This is a genomic window from Rhodoflexus caldus (assembly GCF_021206925.1).
In the GTDB taxonomy this organism is placed as follows: domain Bacteria; phylum Bacteroidota; class Bacteroidia; order Cytophagales; family Thermoflexibacteraceae; genus Rhodoflexus; species Rhodoflexus caldus.
Window position 1 is genome coordinate 109,456 of the sequence record NZ_JAJPRF010000010.1, and the last position, 16,485, is coordinate 125,940.

The 16,485-nt window shown below is 45.7% G+C and carries 31 protein-coding genes; 1 reads left to right on the forward strand and 30 read right to left on the reverse strand.

Going from position 1 to position 16,485, the window contains the following annotated elements; translation table 11 throughout:
- Position 1 precedes the first annotated feature (1 nt).
- The 30 genes from NDK19_RS11930 to NDK19_RS12070 all read right to left on the reverse strand — a co-directional run bounded on the left by NDK19_RS11930 (position 2) and on the right by NDK19_RS12070 (position 15,625).
- A complete protein-coding gene (locus tag NDK19_RS11930) occupies positions 2–409 on the reverse strand; it encodes a hypothetical protein (RefSeq protein ID WP_250632118.1) in 408 nt (135 codons plus the stop codon).
- A gap of 1 nt (position 410) precedes the next feature.
- On the reverse strand, positions 411–905 hold the full coding sequence (locus tag NDK19_RS11935) for a hypothetical protein (protein WP_250632119.1): 495 nt from the start codon (positions 903–905) through the stop codon (positions 411–413).
- Positions 902–1,291 carry a hypothetical protein gene (locus NDK19_RS11940; protein ID WP_250632120.1) on the reverse strand — a complete coding sequence of 130 codons (390 nt, stop codon included), beginning with the start codon at positions 1,289–1,291 and terminating at the stop codon, positions 902–904. The genes NDK19_RS11935 and NDK19_RS11940 overlap by 4 nt, the downstream gene beginning before the upstream one ends.
- Entirely contained in the window at positions 1,288–1,614 is a 327-nt protein-coding gene (locus NDK19_RS11945) for a hypothetical protein (protein ID WP_250632121.1), read from the reverse strand. The genes NDK19_RS11940 and NDK19_RS11945 overlap by 4 nt, the downstream gene beginning before the upstream one ends.
- Before the next feature lie 5 nt (positions 1,615–1,619).
- Positions 1,620–2,048 (reverse strand): hypothetical protein, encoded by a 429-nt coding sequence (locus NDK19_RS11950; protein ID WP_250632122.1) that lies wholly within the window; start codon positions 2,046–2,048, stop codon positions 1,620–1,622.
- Positions 2,049–2,120: 72 nt separating this feature from the next.
- A complete protein-coding gene (locus NDK19_RS11955) occupies positions 2,121–2,762 on the reverse strand; it encodes a hypothetical protein (RefSeq protein WP_250632123.1) in 642 nt (213 codons plus the stop codon).
- Positions 2,763–2,792: 30 nt separating this feature from the next.
- Complete coding sequence (locus tag NDK19_RS16910) at positions 2,793–2,921, reverse strand: hypothetical protein (RefSeq protein ID WP_262910320.1); 129 nt, start codon at positions 2,919–2,921, stop codon at positions 2,793–2,795.
- A 96-nt stretch (positions 2,922–3,017) separates the two neighbouring features.
- Entirely contained in the window at positions 3,018–4,409 is a 1,392-nt protein-coding gene (locus NDK19_RS11960) for an amidoligase family protein (protein WP_250632124.1), read from the reverse strand.
- Between the two features lie 134 nt (positions 4,410–4,543).
- Positions 4,544–4,987: a hypothetical protein gene (locus NDK19_RS11965; RefSeq protein WP_250632125.1), complete on the reverse strand. Its 444-nt coding sequence runs from the start codon at positions 4,985–4,987 to the stop codon at positions 4,544–4,546.
- A gap of 245 nt (positions 4,988–5,232) precedes the next feature.
- Positions 5,233–5,499 carry a hypothetical protein gene (locus tag NDK19_RS11970; RefSeq protein WP_250632126.1) on the reverse strand — a complete coding sequence of 89 codons (267 nt, stop codon included), beginning with the start codon at positions 5,497–5,499 and terminating at the stop codon, positions 5,233–5,235.
- Positions 5,500–5,627: 128 nt separating this feature from the next.
- On the reverse strand, positions 5,628–6,497 hold the full coding sequence (locus NDK19_RS11975) for a hypothetical protein (protein ID WP_250632127.1): 870 nt from the start codon (positions 6,495–6,497) through the stop codon (positions 5,628–5,630).
- On the reverse strand, positions 6,497–7,240 hold the full coding sequence (locus NDK19_RS11980) for a hypothetical protein (RefSeq protein ID WP_250632128.1): 744 nt from the start codon (positions 7,238–7,240) through the stop codon (positions 6,497–6,499). Before NDK19_RS11980 ends, NDK19_RS11975 begins: the two co-directional genes overlap by 1 nt.
- Positions 7,200–7,676 (reverse strand): hypothetical protein, encoded by a 477-nt coding sequence (locus NDK19_RS11985; protein WP_250632129.1) that lies wholly within the window; start codon positions 7,674–7,676, stop codon positions 7,200–7,202. The genes NDK19_RS11980 and NDK19_RS11985 overlap by 41 nt, the downstream gene beginning before the upstream one ends.
- The gene (locus tag NDK19_RS11990; RefSeq protein ID WP_250632130.1) at positions 7,624–8,073 is read right to left on the reverse strand and encodes a hypothetical protein; all 450 of its coding nucleotides are present in this window, start codon (positions 8,071–8,073) and stop codon (positions 7,624–7,626) included. The genes NDK19_RS11985 and NDK19_RS11990 overlap by 53 nt, the downstream gene beginning before the upstream one ends.
- A 54-nt stretch (positions 8,074–8,127) precedes the next feature.
- Positions 8,128–8,652: a hypothetical protein gene (locus tag NDK19_RS11995; RefSeq protein ID WP_250632131.1), complete on the reverse strand. Its 525-nt coding sequence runs from the start codon at positions 8,650–8,652 to the stop codon at positions 8,128–8,130.
- A complete protein-coding gene (locus tag NDK19_RS12000) occupies positions 8,627–9,160 on the reverse strand; it encodes an N-acetylmuramoyl-L-alanine amidase (RefSeq protein ID WP_250632132.1) in 534 nt (177 codons plus the stop codon). Before NDK19_RS12000 ends, NDK19_RS11995 begins: the two co-directional genes overlap by 26 nt.
- Positions 9,141–9,842: a hypothetical protein gene (locus NDK19_RS12005; RefSeq protein ID WP_250632133.1), complete on the reverse strand. Its 702-nt coding sequence runs from the start codon at positions 9,840–9,842 to the stop codon at positions 9,141–9,143. Before NDK19_RS12005 ends, NDK19_RS12000 begins: the two co-directional genes overlap by 20 nt.
- Before the next feature lie 71 nt (positions 9,843–9,913).
- Positions 9,914–10,135, reverse strand: coding sequence for a hypothetical protein (locus NDK19_RS12010; RefSeq protein WP_250632134.1), 222 nt, complete (start codon positions 10,133–10,135; stop codon positions 9,914–9,916).
- Between the two features lie 36 nt (positions 10,136–10,171).
- Positions 10,172–10,441 (reverse strand): hypothetical protein, encoded by a 270-nt coding sequence (locus tag NDK19_RS12015; RefSeq protein WP_250632135.1) that lies wholly within the window; start codon positions 10,439–10,441, stop codon positions 10,172–10,174.
- A gap of 6 nt (positions 10,442–10,447) precedes the next feature.
- Complete coding sequence (locus NDK19_RS12020; protein ID WP_250632136.1) at positions 10,448–10,702, reverse strand: hypothetical protein; 255 nt, start codon at positions 10,700–10,702, stop codon at positions 10,448–10,450.
- Between the two features lie 89 nt (positions 10,703–10,791).
- Complete coding sequence (locus NDK19_RS12025) at positions 10,792–11,013, reverse strand: hypothetical protein (RefSeq protein WP_250632137.1); 222 nt, start codon at positions 11,011–11,013, stop codon at positions 10,792–10,794.
- Between the two features lie 257 nt (positions 11,014–11,270).
- On the reverse strand, positions 11,271–11,516 hold the full coding sequence (locus NDK19_RS12030) for a hypothetical protein (protein ID WP_250632138.1): 246 nt from the start codon (positions 11,514–11,516) through the stop codon (positions 11,271–11,273).
- A gap of 23 nt (positions 11,517–11,539) precedes the next feature.
- Positions 11,540–12,202: a hypothetical protein gene (locus NDK19_RS12035; RefSeq protein ID WP_250632139.1), complete on the reverse strand. Its 663-nt coding sequence runs from the start codon at positions 12,200–12,202 to the stop codon at positions 11,540–11,542.
- A 501-nt stretch (positions 12,203–12,703) separates the two neighbouring features.
- Positions 12,704–13,105 (reverse strand): hypothetical protein, encoded by a 402-nt coding sequence (locus NDK19_RS12040; protein WP_250632140.1) that lies wholly within the window; start codon positions 13,103–13,105, stop codon positions 12,704–12,706.
- A 287-nt stretch (positions 13,106–13,392) separates the two neighbouring features.
- Positions 13,393–14,004 carry a hypothetical protein gene (locus NDK19_RS12045; protein WP_250632141.1) on the reverse strand — a complete coding sequence of 204 codons (612 nt, stop codon included), beginning with the start codon at positions 14,002–14,004 and terminating at the stop codon, positions 13,393–13,395.
- Between the two features lie 11 nt (positions 14,005–14,015).
- The gene (locus NDK19_RS12050) at positions 14,016–14,225 is read right to left on the reverse strand and encodes a hypothetical protein (RefSeq protein ID WP_250632142.1); all 210 of its coding nucleotides are present in this window, start codon (positions 14,223–14,225) and stop codon (positions 14,016–14,018) included.
- Positions 14,222–14,497: a hypothetical protein gene (locus NDK19_RS12055; RefSeq protein WP_250632143.1), complete on the reverse strand. Its 276-nt coding sequence runs from the start codon at positions 14,495–14,497 to the stop codon at positions 14,222–14,224. The genes NDK19_RS12050 and NDK19_RS12055 overlap by 4 nt, the downstream gene beginning before the upstream one ends.
- Positions 14,494–14,793 (reverse strand): hypothetical protein, encoded by a 300-nt coding sequence (locus NDK19_RS12060; protein ID WP_250632144.1) that lies wholly within the window; start codon positions 14,791–14,793, stop codon positions 14,494–14,496. Before NDK19_RS12060 ends, NDK19_RS12055 begins: the two co-directional genes overlap by 4 nt.
- Before the next feature lie 25 nt (positions 14,794–14,818).
- Complete coding sequence (locus NDK19_RS12065) at positions 14,819–15,058, reverse strand: hypothetical protein (RefSeq protein ID WP_250632145.1); 240 nt, start codon at positions 15,056–15,058, stop codon at positions 14,819–14,821.
- Between the two features lie 345 nt (positions 15,059–15,403).
- Positions 15,404–15,625: a hypothetical protein gene (locus NDK19_RS12070; RefSeq protein ID WP_250632146.1), complete on the reverse strand. Its 222-nt coding sequence runs from the start codon at positions 15,623–15,625 to the stop codon at positions 15,404–15,406.
- 108 nt (positions 15,626–15,733) lie between these two features.
- Between NDK19_RS12070 and NDK19_RS12075 the strand changes: the two genes are divergently transcribed.
- Positions 15,734–16,168, forward strand: a complete 435-nt coding sequence (locus tag NDK19_RS12075) for a helix-turn-helix transcriptional regulator (RefSeq protein WP_250632147.1) — start codon at positions 15,734–15,736, stop codon at positions 16,166–16,168.
- Positions 16,169–16,485 lie beyond the last annotated feature (317 nt).

Below are 16,485 nucleotides of genomic sequence, written 5' to 3' on the forward strand. Positions count from 1 at the left end.
ATTATTTTTTCTTCTTTTTCAAAGCCAAAACGAGAACTAATAGCAACAACAGCGCACCTCCGGCAAAGCCTGCATAAAGCAAGGTTTTGTCGTTATCTGCCTCTGAACCTCTATTGTTTGGAGTTGCCGATGTATCGTTAATGATAGGTGCTGTTGAAGTAGTAGTGCGCAAGTCTGCACCTGCATCCTCCAACCTACCAGATGACATAACAGGTTGTATTTGCGGAGATGTCGCCTGAATTGTAGCAGTTACAGTGCTATTTGACATAGTAACAGAAGCAGCTTCTGGCTCAACAGCCGAGCGAAACTCTGGAATGGTTTCAAAATCAGGCTCATAATTGCGTCCAAAGGACTCCGATTCGCCTCTGTATGAAGAATATTTTGGATATATGATGCCGCTATGATTCATATTATTTCAGTATAATGATTGCGATGAAGAAAATGAGCAGAGCCAATCCTCCGCCTGCCATAAGCAGCGTGCGCCTGCGTTTGTCTATTTCTGTGGTATTTGTTTCTAAGGCCAATTGATTTCGTTCGCCTTCATTCAATATTTTTGCACGCTCTACGGCTGCGCCTGCTAATTGAGCCTGAGCATTTATCTGAGTTGTTTTTTCAAGTTCACGCAATTTCAATTCTAATTCCTTTGCACGGTTATTTGCCGCCAGCGATTCAGCTTCAATGCGTGCTTTCTGCGCCTCTACCTCTGCCAACGCTGCATCTCTTTGCAGTTGTAGTGCAACTGCCTGATTTTTAAGCTCTAACTGAGCAGCCAAAGCAGCTGCCTCTGCCTGTGCTTTTGCAATATCAGCATCGCGACGCGCCTGACACGCGGCATTGCCAAAACAGGCATCTCTCAAAAAATCACTATAAAGCGAATGCTTTGTTGGATATATGATATTACTCATCTTTTCGCCTCCTTTTTAGTCATAGACAACAACACCACCACAAGCAGAAGCACCAGCATACCTGCTCCGATAAAAAGCGCTGTGCGTGCCATTGGTGAAGAAAAATCGCGGTTTTTCTGGCCACCAAACCAAGGTTGCAGCCATTCGCCCTGTCCTTCCGTGCCACTGCCCACAATGGTATTCCATGCGTTAAGGTCAGTTTGCAAGTTGGCCGATGAAACAGCAGCTTGCACCATTCCTGTTTGTGCCTGAGCCAGACGGACTTCGTTGATGCTGCGCATGGTGTCAGCTATTTGGCCGTCGCGCTTGGCAGATTGATTCGTACTGAACCTTGTTTCTGCCCTGTCGCGCATGTCTCCAATTATTCCTCCAAGTAACAAGCTCATTTTTTCAACAGGGTTAATATTACAATCAGTACTAATACTGCCACACCTGCAAAAATCCAGATAGCTTTATTTGAAGTTGCAAAAGCGCCTGAACCGAATTTAGTTTGCGCCTGCGTTGCAGTTTGCCTATTTCGCAACATACCCGCAGACGTTGTAAACAAAGCCTGCTTATTTTGCTCAATAAGCATTTGCTGCTGGGCGTTTAAAGCATCGCGCTGCGCTTTGTTTTGCAGCGCTTGACTCCCCAATTGCGCTCCTGCACCGACGACTGCGCCGACAGCCTGCGCGATAGCGGCAGTAGCTGGGTCTATTGGTACTGCCATAATCGTTAGTCTTTAAAAATGATAATAATCAGTGCCAAAGCGGTCATTGCTGCAATGCCCACCAGCCAGCAGTCCTCTTTGCCATCCACATATTTGGCAATAAAACTGCCTTCTTGCGCATGACCACCACAGCCACAGGGTTTCTTTTCAAGTTCAAATTCCGGTTCTTTCGCTGGCACATCAGGCATCGCTTGCGGCTTTTCAATGTCGTTTAGCTCAGAAATTGCCTCTCGGTCAGGATGTACCTTCAGCAATTCAATCACGCCTTCTGTGCCTTCTTTGCGAACAAGCTCCATTAGTGCCTTTTCCATATGCTGCGGTGTGTCATAAGTCATCAAATTGTTAGCTGCTAAAATGCTGCGCACACCATCCGGATTGCAAACCGTGCAATAACTGATAAGGTGTTCCAAATGTGTATTTTTTGAAGTGTTCATGTTTCTTTTGAAATAAAACAGCCCAAGCCCAAGTTTTGGGCATGGGCTGCGAATTTTTGAAAAGCAATTTGATTACTTACCCACCAAAGGATTGATGCGAGACATCTCAACCGCAGAAACACCGCGGAGCACGTTAATCAAATTGACGCGCGCTTTGATTTGGAAGCGAATTGTTACGGTTTCGTTGGCCAATACAGGCACTTCCAGACGAGTGTTGGGAGTAACACCAAGCTCAAAGGTCGGGTCAATCAGGTGCTTAGTATCTTGCTCTTTGTTGCCTTTCCATGTGATTGGCAGAATCGGCTTCACGCTCTCCGCACCAGCACCAATTGGCTTTTCAACTGCACGCCATTGCTCGTTGCGCTGCGCATCTGTTGTAACGATATAGCTCACGCCTTCAATCAAGAGCGCACCCATTGACTTGATTTGTTCACGCAGTCGAGTATGAGTGCCACCGGCTAAGTTTACCGTAACGTTGGCAGGTTGGGCAGGCGCATCAATTGCATCAAACAAAATGGCCGTTGCTGTTGAAGTGCCGTTGTTGGTAATGGTGAAAATAAGTGTTTCTTCGCCTTCAGGAATATTGCGCATAGTGCCTTGTCCGTTGAAGCCGGAAGTGCCACTTTTGTTTGAAAACAAGAACTCCTCTGAGTTGAAATTAGAAAAACTTTTGTCCGCCTCAGCTTGAGCGGCCAGATTTGCGATATTTTTCATAGTTGATTGAAAATTGCTTTTTTGTGAATGTTATGCCTGAAACTGACTATTTACCCAGCGTGCATATCCGAGAGGCTTCGCCAACAAGATAAACAAGAGTGCTGCCACTAATGCAATTAATGCCGTAATGCCGTATTCTTTCAATTGATAAGTATCCATTGTTTTTTGAATTATTTACACAAAAATAAAAGCGCCCTAAAATGCCTCAAAAGAAAACAGGTATTAAACAATACCGAAAAAAGTCCTGAAAAAAGGTTAATTTGGGTAATTATTACTGAGGTGCTGCCTGCGAAATATAATGTGAGACATTACATCTGGATTTACGAATCTCTCTAAAACTTCATCGCCACCTATTGTTGCAACAGTGTACTCGCTGAATTTTACTAAATCATCGAGAAAAAGAATCCAAGCAGCCATTTTGTGAAAATCTATTGTTCCATGATGCTGGCGAAACTCAATCGTATTGTGATTTTTCAGGTACGTATAAAGATTCACCTTATGGTAACGATTGTCAATTCTTGTTTTACGTCTTAATTCTGTCAAATCGGACGATTCGAGTGCTTTCATCAATGTTTTAAATCCGTTGTCGCCTTCTTTTCTGAGACTTTTTGTGTAATAATTTGAATCACCACGCCGCGAGGGGGCAAGAAACGAATCTATATCGTTTTCCAATATTGCGTAGTTTCCAACAATATTTTTCCAATCCTTTACCTGAAAGTTTTGAGAATCAAAATGCACGTGAAAACCACAACTCCTGTTTACTTCTGCGCCTTTTTCGTTCAACACATCGCAGGCTTTTTTGAGAGATTTTAAACCTTCAATACCTGTTAAAACAGGACTTACGACTTCTACTGCGTAGTAAGAACCTGAAGGAATAAGTATGGAAGAGTCGTGATGCGCTTTAAAATTTTGTCCGGTTACTTGTCGTATTTTATCAATCAGTCTCGCTTTTGAGACAGCAGAATCTCCTCCTTCAATTGGCAAAAAACATTCAATTTCAACGCCAAATTTACGCCTAAAATTAGGATGGCGTTCAAGTTCTATTGTATATGCCTCATGTGTTGAAGCGCCCTCACGAGTAACTTGTACTCCCGCTGTCTGAGATGCTGCCCGAACACTTGGAGGCAATTCACTTTGAGAGGTGCGGTTTCTTCGCAATACACGACTCACTCTTCCAGTTGCCGATTCATTCGTTAATGCGCTAACTTGCTCCACTCTGCGCGAGGTACTTCTGCCAGACGACGAGGTTCTGTTTCTACCAACAATTGATTGGCGAACGTGGCCGGCTGACATATTGAGCAGCCGCGCGATTTCGGCAGCAGGTACACCAATAGCGGCCAGCCTGCGTGCTTTGTCGGATTTTGTGCCGCTGCCGTTCACAATACTGCGAATCTCAGCGTTATTGGTATCAATGGAAGTTGTGTGTCTGGTGGACGTTGAGCTTTCGGTTGATGAGGTACTTCTGTTAGACGTTCTGTTTCTACCAACAATTGATTGGCGAACGTGGCCGGCTGACATATTGAGCAGCCGCGCGATTTCGGCAGCAGGTACACCAATAGCGGCCAGCCTGCGTGCTTTGTCGGATTTTGTGCCGCTGCCGTTCACAATACTGCGAATCTCAGCGTTATTCTGTATTCTCTCGGGCATAAATAATTAATTCATATTTATGTTAGACATTCTGCTTTACGCACAAAATAAAAAGCCTTTTTTTTGCAATGAGCAGCAAAAAGGCCTTTAAAAGGCGCAGGGAGTGGCATAAAAAAAGGTATAAACAGGCTACGTTACGTAATATGCTTTTTTAAAAATTTCAAAGCATTAGACATGTACGGATAATTACCAGATGCTCCCTCTTCTAAAAAATCTCGTCTAAAAATCCCCCCTTCAAACTTAATCTGTTTTGATGTTAAGTTTGAGTAATCTTCTCCCGATGCAATTCTTGCTGCTTGCGCCAATATTTCGTCAGGCAATTGAATTATTGCAACATACTCGTTTATTTGTTTCTTTAAAGAGGCAGGATTCTTTTTAAGCAATTTTGCTGCTTCGTTGAAATCGTGCCCCCACGCCTTTAACTTAATTGCAAGTTTTACAGGATGCTCATCGGGTGTAATAACGCCGATTTTAGTTAAAAAATCTCTTCTTTCATTCAAATCATGTGCGCCACTCCAAGCATACCACATGGAGCTCTTGATAGAGATTCTTTTTTTTCTCAAACTTGAATTTTTCATAACAATTCTCTGTTTATTGGAAGTATTTCATATCCCTGTTTTTCTAATTTTTTTGCATCACGATGTGGACAAACTCGCAAAATTGGAGATTCCATCATAACGATGGAATAAATAGCGTCCGATGGTTTACTGTAGTTTTCATACCTGAATTTAACATACTCGAGTGCTCTCTTTAGGCTCTTTGTTTCAAACCAATTAGAGCCTTTTTTAAGATTACGTGCCATATTTTATGATTAAGTTTTACGTTACATTTTATTTTTTTTTCTTTTAACGTAAATAGGTAATGTTCTTCTCCTACGTGCTTTAAAAGTAGATAAATCAGGCCACATGTATCCGTTTGGGAAATAATAAGATTCTATGGCTTCAAGAAGAATACCTTTGATTTCTTGCAAAAATCTTTCCTTAGGTATATCATTCTTTACAAATTGAAAATTTACTTTTACGCTTCCTGTAATAACAACTTCGCTATCCTCTACGAGTTCGAGGACATTTGTTTTTTTATTAGATGCCATAATTTAATCGTTTTTCGCTTGATAACATCAATGGACGCTGCCATCATTTCTTTTGCACAAAAAAAAAATCCCTTCGGCTCATATACGAAGCAAAAAGGGATTAAAAAGGCTCATAAACGGGTGAAAAATTAACCTGCCATATATTTGAGGTGTCTGTCTGTCCATTCTTCCTGCGCCTGCGCCCGCAATTTCTGTGCGTTGAGCTTGGGGTTGCGTTGGGCAATTTCAAACTGCTCGCTGGTGTAGGCAGACTGATTTTTGAAGAGAAATTCAGCGCAAGCCTGCCTAAACTCGTCCTCGGTGTATTTGCCTTGAATCAGTTCTTTGTCCGTATGCACGTAAACGAAAAAACGGCTGTCGCCTTCGCGGTAACGCCTGTTTACTAAGTTCTGCGCAATCTTGAACAGTTGGTAGTTGGGCACGCGGTCTTTGTAGCGGTCAATCTCATCTAACTGTTTGTGAAATCGCACCACCTTTGCAGCTTGAAATAACTGCGGCGATACCAAGCTAAGGCTTTGTAAATGGATAATGATGTCTAAGTTGCTGTGCCGGAAGGTAAGCAGTTTGCTCACTATGTCCGTATCAAGAAAGTTTTTAATATAGCTACGTGTGTCTTCCAGCAAAAGCAGCCCGTTTTTGTAGGTTTGCAGCAGTGTTATGGCAGTTTCTAACTTTTGTTGAATAGTCATTGGTTGCCCTGCTTTTGTGTAACCAATCACGCGATAAATGCTGCGAATGCCTCTTTTATTTGCCTCTACCACCTTCCGCAGCGATTCGGTTCTTTTACGTAGATTTTCTTCTTCTATATCAAAATCCAGCACAGGAATAAATCCATAATGTTCACCTTCGTTGTTTGGGTCAAAAATCAAAACGCTGCCACCTTGCCATTTAGTTTCAGGGTTTGGAAGTATGTACTTTTTAAGCTCCAACATGGTCTGGTGCGATTTACCAACACCAACATGGCCGGTGGCCAATATCAGCATACTTTCTCGCGCCATTACTTCTTCTCCCCTCCTTTCGCTTTTTCTAATGCCTGCTTGATGTCTGCACGGACGGCACGAACTTCTTGCATGTAAGCAGTTACATTGCCTACATAAATCAAGCTCACGTATCCGATAGTAGTAAACAACTGCGCTTCAGCGCCAAGGATGGCTTTTGCTCCTTTGTGTCGTATGTAATCGGCGATTGCATCTTGCAGCATTGCCTGCTCCGGAATTTTGGAAACGTCTTTGCTGCGTTCGTTGATTTGCCGAACTGATTTCAAAACGCTGTCATCCGGAAGTGTGCCGGCAGAGGTTGCCTGTATGATTTCGCCTTCCGGTATTTTCAGCAAGAAATGGAATACTAAGTTGCTCAGGATGCCATCGGCAATGCTAACGTACATTTTTGCGTTTGCAGCAGCTTTGCTGTTTAGTGTTCCCGCATCCATTTCGCTTTTGGCATCTGCGAGCAGGTCGTCCAATTCGTCTTCATCGGGAGGGACGAACGACATGGGCTCGGCTTCCACTTCTTCAGACTGCCGATTGATTACATCTTGCAAATCGGGGTCTGCGGCAGGTCTGCCTACCGGCTCGACAAACTCGTAAGCAGGCTTTCTTTTAGGTGGTGGCGACCATGCCTCCTCCTCATCCGCAAGGTCGGCTTCCATTTGTGCAAAATCTTCAAGACTGTCCGCCGCTTCTTGGTTGGGCAAGCTATAATCACGAATTATTTTCTCCTCCGCCACAAGGGGAGATATCATTTCGCTGCTCATTTTCTAAAAAATTTAATAGTTTTTGCGAAGCATTAATAAGAGCTATTGATTCTTTTCGCATAATTCCATAAATGCCTCGTTTACCGAAGGCTCCGTCAATCCGTCTGCCGTGCTTTCGGATTTGTTTTTTGACTGACGAGACGGACATACGAGTTTTCTCCGCGATAAATTCAGACTCAATGCCCAGATTGCTAGCGCAGTACATCAGCACCGTTTTGGCAAAGGTGAAGTTGTGTTTTCTGTTGAACAGGATGTCGGCCACCGCCATTTCTTTGTGCTTGGCGTACTGCTCAAGCATAAAGTTCCAAACTGTTTCTGTTTGCTCTTTTTGTCGGGTGTTTAGGCTGGCACTCAGCTCTGCGGCGCAGTCTTCAATTACCTGTTTCAATGAGTAAGCCTGCTGCTGTTGGCTCATTGGCATCATCGGAGTAAGTAATACGGATAATAAATTCCTGTACGGCTTTTTCCAAATCCTCATTTTTTACTATGGAATCCAGCAAAAGCGCTTTCAGGTCTTCTGAGTATGTGTAGTAATAGGGCTTTTTTGTTATGCCCTTGTTAGTTACGTGATGGAATGCAAATACAAGGTCGTCGCCTCCCTCATCCAGGCTGACGATCATTACAATTTTCTGCTCGTGCAGGTGTTCCTGACGGGCAAAAAAATGACGGATGTGGCCAAAGAAGTTAGTAAGCACGTTGTTAAGTGCTGACAAATCATCTCTGGCGATGGTGTAAATCGTTTGGGCAGCCTTCACTTGTTTGCCAGATACCATGTCGGCCAGCAAAGCGGTGATTTTCGGGAGGTGCTTTAAAAAGTTCATAACGCTAAATTACTGATTTTTAGTTTTTTGAGTGCCTTTTTTTAAAGTAAAACTTTAGTCTAAGGCTTTGGAAATTTCATAGTAAGGAAACAGCCTCCCCTTCTTGCTGATGCGCAGTTGGTAAATAGTCTCAGAACCGTTTGCAAGCAGTTCGCTGACATCATAACCAGCCTCTCGCAACTCTTTGAGCTTTACTGTTTTTTTACGCTGTCGGAGAAAGTTCACAAGAATTTGCAGCTTCACTTCTGCCGGCTCAGGTTCCGGCTCAGGCTCTGGGGCAATAGTGCTTTCGGGTTCGGGTTCGGGTTCCGGCTCAGGTTCGGGTTCGGGTTCTGGTTCAACCACCTGCCCTATTTGCGGGTGCTCGCGTCTGCCGGCTACCCATACCTGCAAATCGCGCAGGGTTTGGATATCCAAGGAACGGTACGCATTGGCCGTTCGGGAAACCTCATCATACAGGTTTTCCTCGGCGAGGTCTATCCGGTAGCGCTGGAGTACCTCTACTGCTTGTTTAAGTGCAGCAGGCAGTTTTTCCAAATCCACACCGTTGTGGTTAATGTATTCTAAGGCTTGACTCATTGTTTATCTTAGGAATATTGAAACGGTTGATGTTGAAGTTATCGTGGCGATAAATGCGGCTGGCAGGCACACCAATCTGCGGCAGAAAGCGGCGTGCATCAAAGCACGGGCACATTTTGGCTGCTACCTGATTGTGGCCGACAAAAAAGGCGCTTGGATAGTTGCACTCATACCAGTGCAGTACATTGGCAAGGCTTACCTGCTGCGCTTCAGTCATGTTCATCACAGCATTGCCCTGCCTGTCTATGCCACCAATCCAGGCAATGTGTATGGTATTGTCATTGCTGAACCTCGTGCCGAAAGCGTCTGTGAAAGGGCGCGTACCGTTGGCCGGCAGCTCGTTATCCACCAGCCGCTTTACTGCGCCGTCCGGCTCAATAACCACGTGATAACCTTCCCTGCTCCATCGGAGGGTTTTTAGGAAATAATCCCTAAGCGCCTGCCAGCCCCAAGTTTGCGGTGATGCAGTGCAATGTACCATGATAAAATTAGCTGTTCTGCGTTGCATATTGTTTCAGGTGATGTAAAAGGCTTTGAATGCTTGGGTGAAGGTTTTTTGCGGGGTCGCGGGGATCGGTAATTTTTTGCAAGGCTTTGAGCATGTCCTCGGCAGCCTTCATCATCTGTTCTGCTGCTTTGTCTGCCTGCCACGTGTCCTGATGAGATGCCGATTTGAGGGCATACTCCAACACGGGGGCAAGGTGCTTACAGGCGTAATGGACAGGCGAAGCCTCGTCCGGTGCGTAGCGTTCTGGCAATGGCTGCGCGTCTTCCCGCAGCAGCGGCGTTATCGCACGGTAGGCTGTAACGGCATTGCCTCTGGCAATCGGCTCGGTTTCGCGTGATTTTGCCTTGGTTTCCGGCTGGCGCACAACTACTTCCGCAGGTGCTTTTGGCTCAGGTACGGGAGCGGGAGCGGTTTCAGGTTCCGGTGCGGGTGGAAGTACTTCCGAAAGCACTCCCGAACCAACTTCTGAGCGCTCAGGAAGCGCCTCTAACATTTGTAACCATTCTGCCGCAGAATGGCAAATGTACCGAGCTTCACGCCTCATTCGGAGTGCGTCGGCTATTTCGGCAGGCAGGCGGTCGGCAAAAGTAACCGCTACCCTATCGCGGGTTTTGGCTGTGGCACGAGCTTTTACGCCTGTTTTGCGCTCCACCATCAGCCGGATGTCGTTTGTCTTTACCATGAACACAAAAAAAGCGCTTCCAACGTCGTGGAAGCGCTAAAAATGGCGCGAAAAAGGCTCAAAAAAGGGCGCTAAACAGGCTCTGCCAATAAGTCTTTGTAATAAATTATTTTATTACAAGCCTTGGGTAATATGGTGCGTGGGTGGAAGTCTATTGCCTTGACAACCACGTTACTTCCTTTAAACCATGTGTAGGTATCATAGTCAATACGGGCATCCGTTGGATTAGCCTCGTGGTACTTTTTGCAAGCAAGCTCAAAGGCTTGTTTTTGCTCTTTGGTGGGTGTTTTCATGTTAAATGGTGGTCTTATGTATCTACTTCAAAAACTCTATTGCTCAAGCCAGTACTGAGCGTCCTCCCTAATTAGGGCGAAGAACTCCTCTGGAGAGAGGATTTCCCACCCTTGATTGTCTCTATGCGAGCCTCCGACCTGGCAGGCAATGTGCTCGTCGTCCAGCACTTTGTACTCGACTCCTTCCGTCCACGATCCCTCACCAAATTGGTTAGGGTACTTGGTGGTGGCTACATAGCCAGACTGGGCTGACCACATTGTGGGGTAGCAGCCTTCGTTTTTAGCAATAAATTCTTTATATTCCATTGGTGGTTAAAATTGGGTTTCTTCAAATTCTATGTAAGGTTTATTCTTTTCGTAGAATGCCTTTATAGCGGCATCTACGAAACGACTCCGCTTGCGCGGTGGCTCTGCCTGAACAATGGCCAGAGCCTCTGGAGACAGTCGGAAGGTGCAGGTCTGCGCCTTGTTTTCCTTCGCCTTGCGGCCAGCGCCGGAGCGCCGACCGCCGCGAGTGGGCTTATTTGGGGTTTCTTCCATTGATTGCGTTATTGTAAGCCTCTTCAAAGCGATTTACGGCTGCCTGAAGTGCCTCTTTCTCTTTCTTATCATTCCAAGTCATCCTCATGTTCACTTGGCGACCTGCCTTGAGGTATTCAATTATTTTTGATGCGAGATTGGTGCTCACGTAGTCGTACATCAAGTCTCTCTTCTACTCCTACTCCTACCTGGAACTCGTGGTCGTAGGCGTATGTAAGATAATTTTCTTTGATTGTCTCGGCCAGGCTTTGGGCAAATTCTGGCGTGGTGGCATCAAAGCCATCCTCAATCCATACCTCGGATACTGTGAGGGTTACTGTGAGCTTAAATGTTTTCATGGTGGTTGGTTTCTCTTTTTTAATTATGTAGCAAAGCTACTAAACCCGTTTGAAAAACGCAAGACGTTTTTCAAATATTTTTTCAGATTTTTTTTCGGGCAAAAAAAAGCCCCACCGGAGGGTGAGGCTTAAATCCCTTGGGGGTTTTACCCCCCGTTGGTGCGATTATGTGAGTTGTTACTCTATTGAGAACGTTTCAATTCCTTCATTGCTAATAATTTGAATTGGTGTCATGGTTTCTCTTGTTTTTTGGGTGGTTAAAAGTTAAGTCCATTCCGTCCAAAGCCGAGCTCTTCTAAGCAGTCTTCAACCGTTATGTCTTCTGGCTGTACCGACATTAGATAATTTCGACATCTGTCTCTTAGCTCGACCAGAATTTCATAGCGCTCCACTTTGGCTTCAAGCACATTTTTTTCCGTTCCGATTTTTGCGGCCAGCTCTATAATTTGAGCTTTGCTCATTTTGCTGACCTCTTTTTTCCATTCTTCTCCGTAAGGTGTCATGGTTTCTCTTGGGTTTTGGGTGGTTATTTTTGTAAAACAGGGTTGTTTTCAATCGCTTTGGACATGAAGGCGTTCACCTCTCCTACCTGAAAGCGTTTATCCGCTCGCATACGGCGGACAATGTTTTCAAACTCAGTCCAACTCTTTATTTTTCCGATGTAGCTTTTACTCATCATCGTATCCAGGTTGGGCAGGCTGTCTTTGGGCGGTTCGGGAGCTTTTTTGATGCCGAGCAGCTCACCCATTGTTGGTTTTGAAGGGTTCGCCACTCCGTAAATGTCCGCAGGCGATGTGTAAAATGAGTCCAGAATTTCACGGAGAGGCTCCAGCTCTCCTTTGGAGAAATCCTGAAGCATGTTTGGAGCAAAACGCCACTCAGCCGGATAAAGCGAAAACATAGGGTAGTCTTCTTTTTCGTCGTGTCCGCAGACCCTGAACCATTCTATACTTTGGATTTTTTGCAGGTAGCCGTTTTTGATGAGCAAACGGCGCAGGATAGCCTGCATCAGTTGGGTTTTGTCGTAGGCAAAGGGTTCTGCCTGTCCGAGGGGTTTTGAATAGCCGATGCGAATAGTGCCATTGTAAAAGCAAATTCGCCATCTGAAAGTGCTTCCGAGGCGCTCAAAGCGGCCAAAATTTGAAGCGTTTTGCGATTTTTGCGAGTTGTCGCGTTTTTCACCGTACATTGTTAAACATTTTTTAGTACATGAACATTTTTTTTGAACGGTTATCTTGTTTAAGGATAAACCACAATGCTTGCCGCTGAACAGTTACATGGCGGTCGCCGCAAAAAAAATCGCCGTTTTTCCGAAAAGTCAAGGCGATGCCAGCCCTCATTTTTGAGGGTGTTTTTTTGGGCATTCCATGCCTGTGAGAGGCAAAATGAGCGTTTGAGCCACCTGCTGCGCTCCGTGGCTCTGGAGCGCAGCGTAAACGCTTAAAAAACTGATTAGCAGCGTTTTATACTGCAACATTACGTTCCCTTTCGGCACATAGCAAGCGATTCGGGAACTATTTTTAATGGTATTTTTAGCGGCGCTTATGAACGTTTTGAAGCCTTGTGAATGCGCCTGACTTCGGTGTGCAAAGCAGAGGAAAGTCCCCTACCCTGCGGCTGCTCCCAAAAGGGAGCCTCACTTTTATTTAACTAAACTACACTATTCATGCACCGGCAAAGCTACAGCTTATCAGCGCACAGCATCAGCATAAAACGGCGCAGAATTGTCCACCAAACCGTGCGGGAAAGATGCCTGCGGTTCAAGTTCCTCTTGAACCATATGGCCTACCTGCATGTGGCAATAGTCGGCAATTGTGCCCTCGTAGAACGGACGGACAAAGGCTGCGACTGCAATTGCTTCTGCGGTACTGAGCAGGAACGGTGCGCTCAGTTGCGGGTTTTTGAGCGCCTTGGAAGCGCTCCTGATAACCGCCTTCTGAGCGCTTTCCAGCAGGCCGCGTGCTGCCCATGCTCCACCCGCCGCACGTAGGTTGTGCGAGTTGGTGGTGGTGTATTGTGCCTGGCTCAGGACGGCAATAATGTCCGTTAAAAGCTCTGTATAATCCTGAAGATGAAATTGAACCTTGGCCATTTTAATTGCGGTGTTTTCGTTGGTAAAAAAGTCTCATATATGCAATTGTACTTTTTTTATTCGTTGGCTAACACGTTTTAACGTGTTAGCTTATTTACTGAATATTTTAAAGGTTGTCCCGTTTCGCTTATCGTGGGCTTCATACCGGCACGAGTCCGAGCAGTAGGTATGCCTTGCGGATTTTTTTTGAAAAGGCAACCCGCAGTTTGCGCACAGGGTGGGAGCAATATCGAACTCGTACTGAGGTTTTCTGACTTCCCTGCCGGATAGGGGAGAGTCCGGCAGGGCTATTGAAAATTTTCAATGTCAAACTCATAATTCGGCTTTTTAGTACCGTTGATAGGTGGGGGAGGCGCTGTTTTGACTTCGGGGACAGGGATGGATGCTTGCTTGTCCTTTGTCGTCCAGTCTAGGTTGGCGTATTTGGCTCGGACGGCAGCCTTTGCCTGCTCATTTGCTGCCCATTTTTCCAGCTCGGCAACCTCATCAACATCCTGCGTATCGTCGGGGATGCCGTACCCAACATTGTGGATAAAGAAGGCAACGGCAAAGGGCAGGAAGCCCGACAGAATAACGATTGCGCCATTGATGGCTGTAACACCTGGTTGCCACAGGTGGGCGTAAACCGTAAAGCTCACACCAACCGTAATAGAGGCGATTGTCCAACTTGCGGCGCGTTGTTTACGCAGGCCGGTGGCAACAATACTGCCAACAAAAAAGGCTGCACCGGCAACGGCTCCCAAATGAGCCATGAAGGAAAGCTCACCGTAAAGGCTTTCCATGAATTTTAAAAACAAGGTGCGGTGGTTCTGGAACTCAAAAAGAATCCCGATTGAGGCGGTGGCTGCGTACAAAGTACGCTTTTTGATACCCACCCAAATGGCTTCTAATTCTGACATGGTTTCTCGGTTTATGCGCGGGGATAGTAAGCATCCGCCGCAGTTATTATTTCAAAGCGAATAAAAAAAGAGGTTGGAATAGGCGCGGGGACTTCCATTTTACCGGAGTCGTCGCCTATGAACACTACCTTATCAGGCAGTACCTGCGTGCATCGGAAGACCTCTTTGGTGCGTTTGCTCCTTATGAGGTCGTTTCGGTTGAAAAAAGCAAGCGTCTTCATGTCTCAGGTGTACCTCCGACAATAATTGCTAAAGTTTGCTCAACGATTTTCGCTACGGCTTGTCTCAATATTTTATTGACAATTCTATCATCAACCATAGCTTGGTAGAAAGCATCTGAAATAATGCCTGCATTATTATTAAAATGGATCGCGCAGTCAATTTCTGCTTCTGGGTTCGGGAGGGAAATGATGAGCGCTACATGTGCTTCCTCTGCCTTTAGGCGGTCGAAAATCTCATCTACTTTTTTATGAAGGTCTTCACGGGAAATCATTGCTGCGCTCCTTCCTCGGCGCTGGCCGCAATTTCCATGCTGCTGGGGGGCAGCAGGGTGTGGTAAGGCTCAGGCTCATCCTCGTCCTGCAAGGCAGCAAACTCTGCCTCCAGCGCAGCGAGGCGCTCAGAGAGCATGGCACGTACTTCTGGAATAAAGTGCCTTCCAAGACCACCGGGAGGGAATATGAACTCCTTATCTAACCCATCGCCAAAGTAGAAAGATATGCCCGCAAAGGGCGCTTGTATGGCATCAAATTTATGCAGGGTGGCTTTGATATCTGTGATTTCACTCACAATTTCAGCCGCTCTTTGAAAGGTCTCAATTTTCATATGTATAGAGCATTTTGTAGTTCAAGGTTGAATCTGCGCGAAGGATTGCGCCTGTTTCCGTATTGATGCGGATAAGTGTTTTATCGGGCAGGCCGATGAAAACCACTCCAGCAGCGTGAGTTACTTTCGTGCCATTGGGCAGGGTAGCGCTCCGAGCGCTATACAACCTGCTATGAGGCTGGCAGGCAGCCGCCAAAAGCAGAAGCATTGCGAATACGATTTTTTGCATTACTTTTGTGGAAATAAGGTTAAAAATTGGTTTCTCTTATTGCGGGGGCGTTGGTGGCGCTCCCGCTTTTTTATTCCTTCAACTTTGCCACGTACAGCCGGCGATGAAGCCAGCCCGAGCAATAATCTCTCAGAAATCAAATCAAACTACCAACACTCCCAAGCGATACCGAGCGCAAATTGTATCATAGCGCGTCTCGGTTGCGGTGTGTAACCTTCAGACCTGGTTCCGGCTTTGGTGGTTCCGGCTTCGGCGGCTCTGCCTTAGGACGTGCAGCTACTACGATAGCCACAATCACCACGCAGGCAAATAAAAAGGCAATCAAAATGGTTTCCATGATATTAATTAGTAGGGGAGTTCAACTCCCTTATATGTGTCTTGTTCCTCAATTGCCGCTTTGAAATCAATTGGAGGAAGAGATGCAAGATGCTGCCTCATCACCTCCTGAACGTATTCGGCAGGGCTTACTCCTGCCTTCAAAGCAACAACACGGATATTCCGCAATAGCGGTTTTTCAAAATCCCAGTGGACTTTGGTTGTTTCTTTTTTCGGGGCTGTTTTGCTCATGTCGGAGTATTTTAGTTACTTTGAGTACCAAAAGTACTTTTAATACTTTGACTTTGCAAAACTACGAAAACATCGTTTAAATGCAATACCTAACATAAACTTTTTTTTATGGAAACAACTGAAAGAAACATTCGGAAATTAGCAGCTCTTAAAGACATGACACTCAAAGAGTTAGCTAAAAAGGCGGGAATCGCCGAGTCTACGTTACACACACTATTTAAGCGTGGAGATGCCTCCACCAAGGTGATGCTCAAAATTGCGGAGGCTTTGGAGGTGGATATGGAGCGCCTTTATGAAAGCGATGGAACGGCTATTAAAAGCTATAAAAAACCGCAAACAAGCACCAGCGATGACTTGATTGCGGCAAAAGATGCTTTGATTGAGGAACTCAAAAGGGACAAAGAGTTTTTGAAGTCCTTGCTGGCCGAGCGGCTCGGCAGGATAGAGGAACGTTTGAGCGTGGGAAAGGATGATGCCGCGAGTATTATAGAGATGTATCCGGAGAAAAAGCCTGGTGTTATGAAGGTAACAAGGGCATCGTAAAGGGTACATGGTTACTCGCGGCTGGGCAAAGGTCTGAAAAACAGACTGCTAAAAAACAAAATTCGAGTCCTGCCCTCGCTACGAAACTGAATATTAATTCGCTAAAAGAGGCCGTCCAAAAAGGGGCGGCCTTTTTCATTAAGTACTAGCCAATAACAGAGTTTGGTTGTGCTTTATGGGCAAGCATGGCTTGTAGAACAGGGTTGTTAGCCTCCGCAAGGCGCGATATAGGGCTAAAAAATGATAAAAAAAACGGCGGGCCTTTGCCACCATTTTGCGCAGGTTGTGCCCAAGTGCCATGAGCAGGAATTCCAGGC

Excerpts from the sequence above, each read along its gene's own strand:
- NDK19_RS11990 (WP_250632130.1), bottom strand. The coding sequence starts at position 8,073 with ATGAACTTTTTAAAGCACCTCCCGAAAATCACCGCTTTGCTGGCCGAC.
- NDK19_RS11945 (WP_250632121.1), bottom strand. The coding sequence starts at position 1,614 with ATGGCAGTACCAATAGACCCAGCTACTGCCGCTATCGCGCAGGCTGTC.
- NDK19_RS11955 (WP_250632123.1), bottom strand. The coding sequence starts at position 2,762 with ATGAAAAATATCGCAAATCTGGCCGCTCAAGCTGAGGCGGACAAAAGT.
- NDK19_RS12075 (WP_250632147.1), top strand. The coding sequence starts at position 15,734 with ATGGAAACAACTGAAAGAAACATTCGGAAATTAGCAGCTCTTAAAGAC.
- NDK19_RS12045 (WP_250632141.1), bottom strand. The coding sequence starts at position 14,004 with ATGTCAGAATTAGAAGCCATTTGGGTGGGTATCAAAAAGCGTACTTTG.
- NDK19_RS12025 (WP_250632137.1), bottom strand. The coding sequence starts at position 11,013 with ATGAAAACATTTAAGCTCACAGTAACCCTCACAGTATCCGAGGTATGG.
- NDK19_RS11930 (WP_250632118.1), bottom strand. The coding sequence starts at position 409 with ATGAATCATAGCGGCATCATATATCCAAAATATTCTTCATACAGAGGC.
- NDK19_RS12065 (WP_250632145.1), bottom strand. The coding sequence starts at position 15,058 with ATGCAAAAAATCGTATTCGCAATGCTTCTGCTTTTGGCGGCTGCCTGC.
- NDK19_RS12035 (WP_250632139.1), bottom strand. The coding sequence starts at position 12,202 with ATGTACGGTGAAAAACGCGACAACTCGCAAAAATCGCAAAACGCTTCA.
- NDK19_RS11995 (WP_250632131.1), bottom strand. The coding sequence starts at position 8,652 with ATGAGTCAAGCCTTAGAATACATTAACCACAACGGTGTGGATTTGGAA.
- NDK19_RS11985 (WP_250632129.1), bottom strand. The coding sequence starts at position 7,676 with ATGATGCCAATGAGCCAACAGCAGCAGGCTTACTCATTGAAACAGGTA.
- NDK19_RS11950 (WP_250632122.1), bottom strand. The coding sequence starts at position 2,048 with ATGAACACTTCAAAAAATACACATTTGGAACACCTTATCAGTTATTGC.
- NDK19_RS11975 (WP_250632127.1), bottom strand. The coding sequence starts at position 6,497 with ATGGCGCGAGAAAGTATGCTGATATTGGCCACCGGCCATGTTGGTGTT.
- NDK19_RS11935 (WP_250632119.1), bottom strand. The coding sequence starts at position 905 with ATGAGTAATATCATATATCCAACAAAGCATTCGCTTTATAGTGATTTT.
- NDK19_RS11980 (WP_250632128.1), bottom strand. The coding sequence starts at position 7,240 with ATGATATCTCCCCTTGTGGCGGAGGAGAAAATAATTCGTGATTATAGC.
- NDK19_RS12070 (WP_250632146.1), bottom strand. The coding sequence starts at position 15,625 with ATGAGCAAAACAGCCCCGAAAAAAGAAACAACCAAAGTCCACTGGGAT.
- NDK19_RS12055 (WP_250632143.1), bottom strand. The coding sequence starts at position 14,497 with ATGATTTCCCGTGAAGACCTTCATAAAAAAGTAGATGAGATTTTCGAC.
- NDK19_RS16910 (WP_262910320.1), bottom strand. The coding sequence starts at position 2,921 with ATGGATACTTATCAATTGAAAGAATACGGCATTACGGCATTAATTGCA.
- NDK19_RS11940 (WP_250632120.1), bottom strand. The coding sequence starts at position 1,291 with ATGAGCTTGTTACTTGGAGGAATAATTGGAGACATGCGCGACAGGGCA.
- NDK19_RS11965 (WP_250632125.1), bottom strand. The coding sequence starts at position 4,987 with ATGAAAAATTCAAGTTTGAGAAAAAAAAGAATCTCTATCAAGAGCTCC.
- NDK19_RS11970 (WP_250632126.1), bottom strand. The coding sequence starts at position 5,499 with ATGGCATCTAATAAAAAAACAAATGTCCTCGAACTCGTAGAGGATAGC.
- NDK19_RS12050 (WP_250632142.1), bottom strand. The coding sequence starts at position 14,225 with ATGAAGACGCTTGCTTTTTTCAACCGAAACGACCTCATAAGGAGCAAA.
- NDK19_RS12030 (WP_250632138.1), bottom strand. The coding sequence starts at position 11,516 with ATGACACCTTACGGAGAAGAATGGAAAAAAGAGGTCAGCAAAATGAGC.
- NDK19_RS12005 (WP_250632133.1), bottom strand. The coding sequence starts at position 9,842 with ATGGTAAAGACAAACGACATCCGGCTGATGGTGGAGCGCAAAACAGGC.
- NDK19_RS12015 (WP_250632135.1), bottom strand. The coding sequence starts at position 10,441 with ATGGAATATAAAGAATTTATTGCTAAAAACGAAGGCTGCTACCCCACA.
- NDK19_RS11960 (WP_250632124.1), bottom strand. The coding sequence starts at position 4,409 with ATGCCCGAGAGAATACAGAATAACGCTGAGATTCGCAGTATTGTGAAC.
- NDK19_RS12010 (WP_250632134.1), bottom strand. The coding sequence starts at position 10,135 with ATGAAAACACCCACCAAAGAGCAAAAACAAGCCTTTGAGCTTGCTTGC.
- NDK19_RS12000 (WP_250632132.1), bottom strand. The coding sequence starts at position 9,160 with ATGCAACGCAGAACAGCTAATTTTATCATGGTACATTGCACTGCATCA.
- NDK19_RS12040 (WP_250632140.1), bottom strand. The coding sequence starts at position 13,105 with ATGGCCAAGGTTCAATTTCATCTTCAGGATTATACAGAGCTTTTAACG.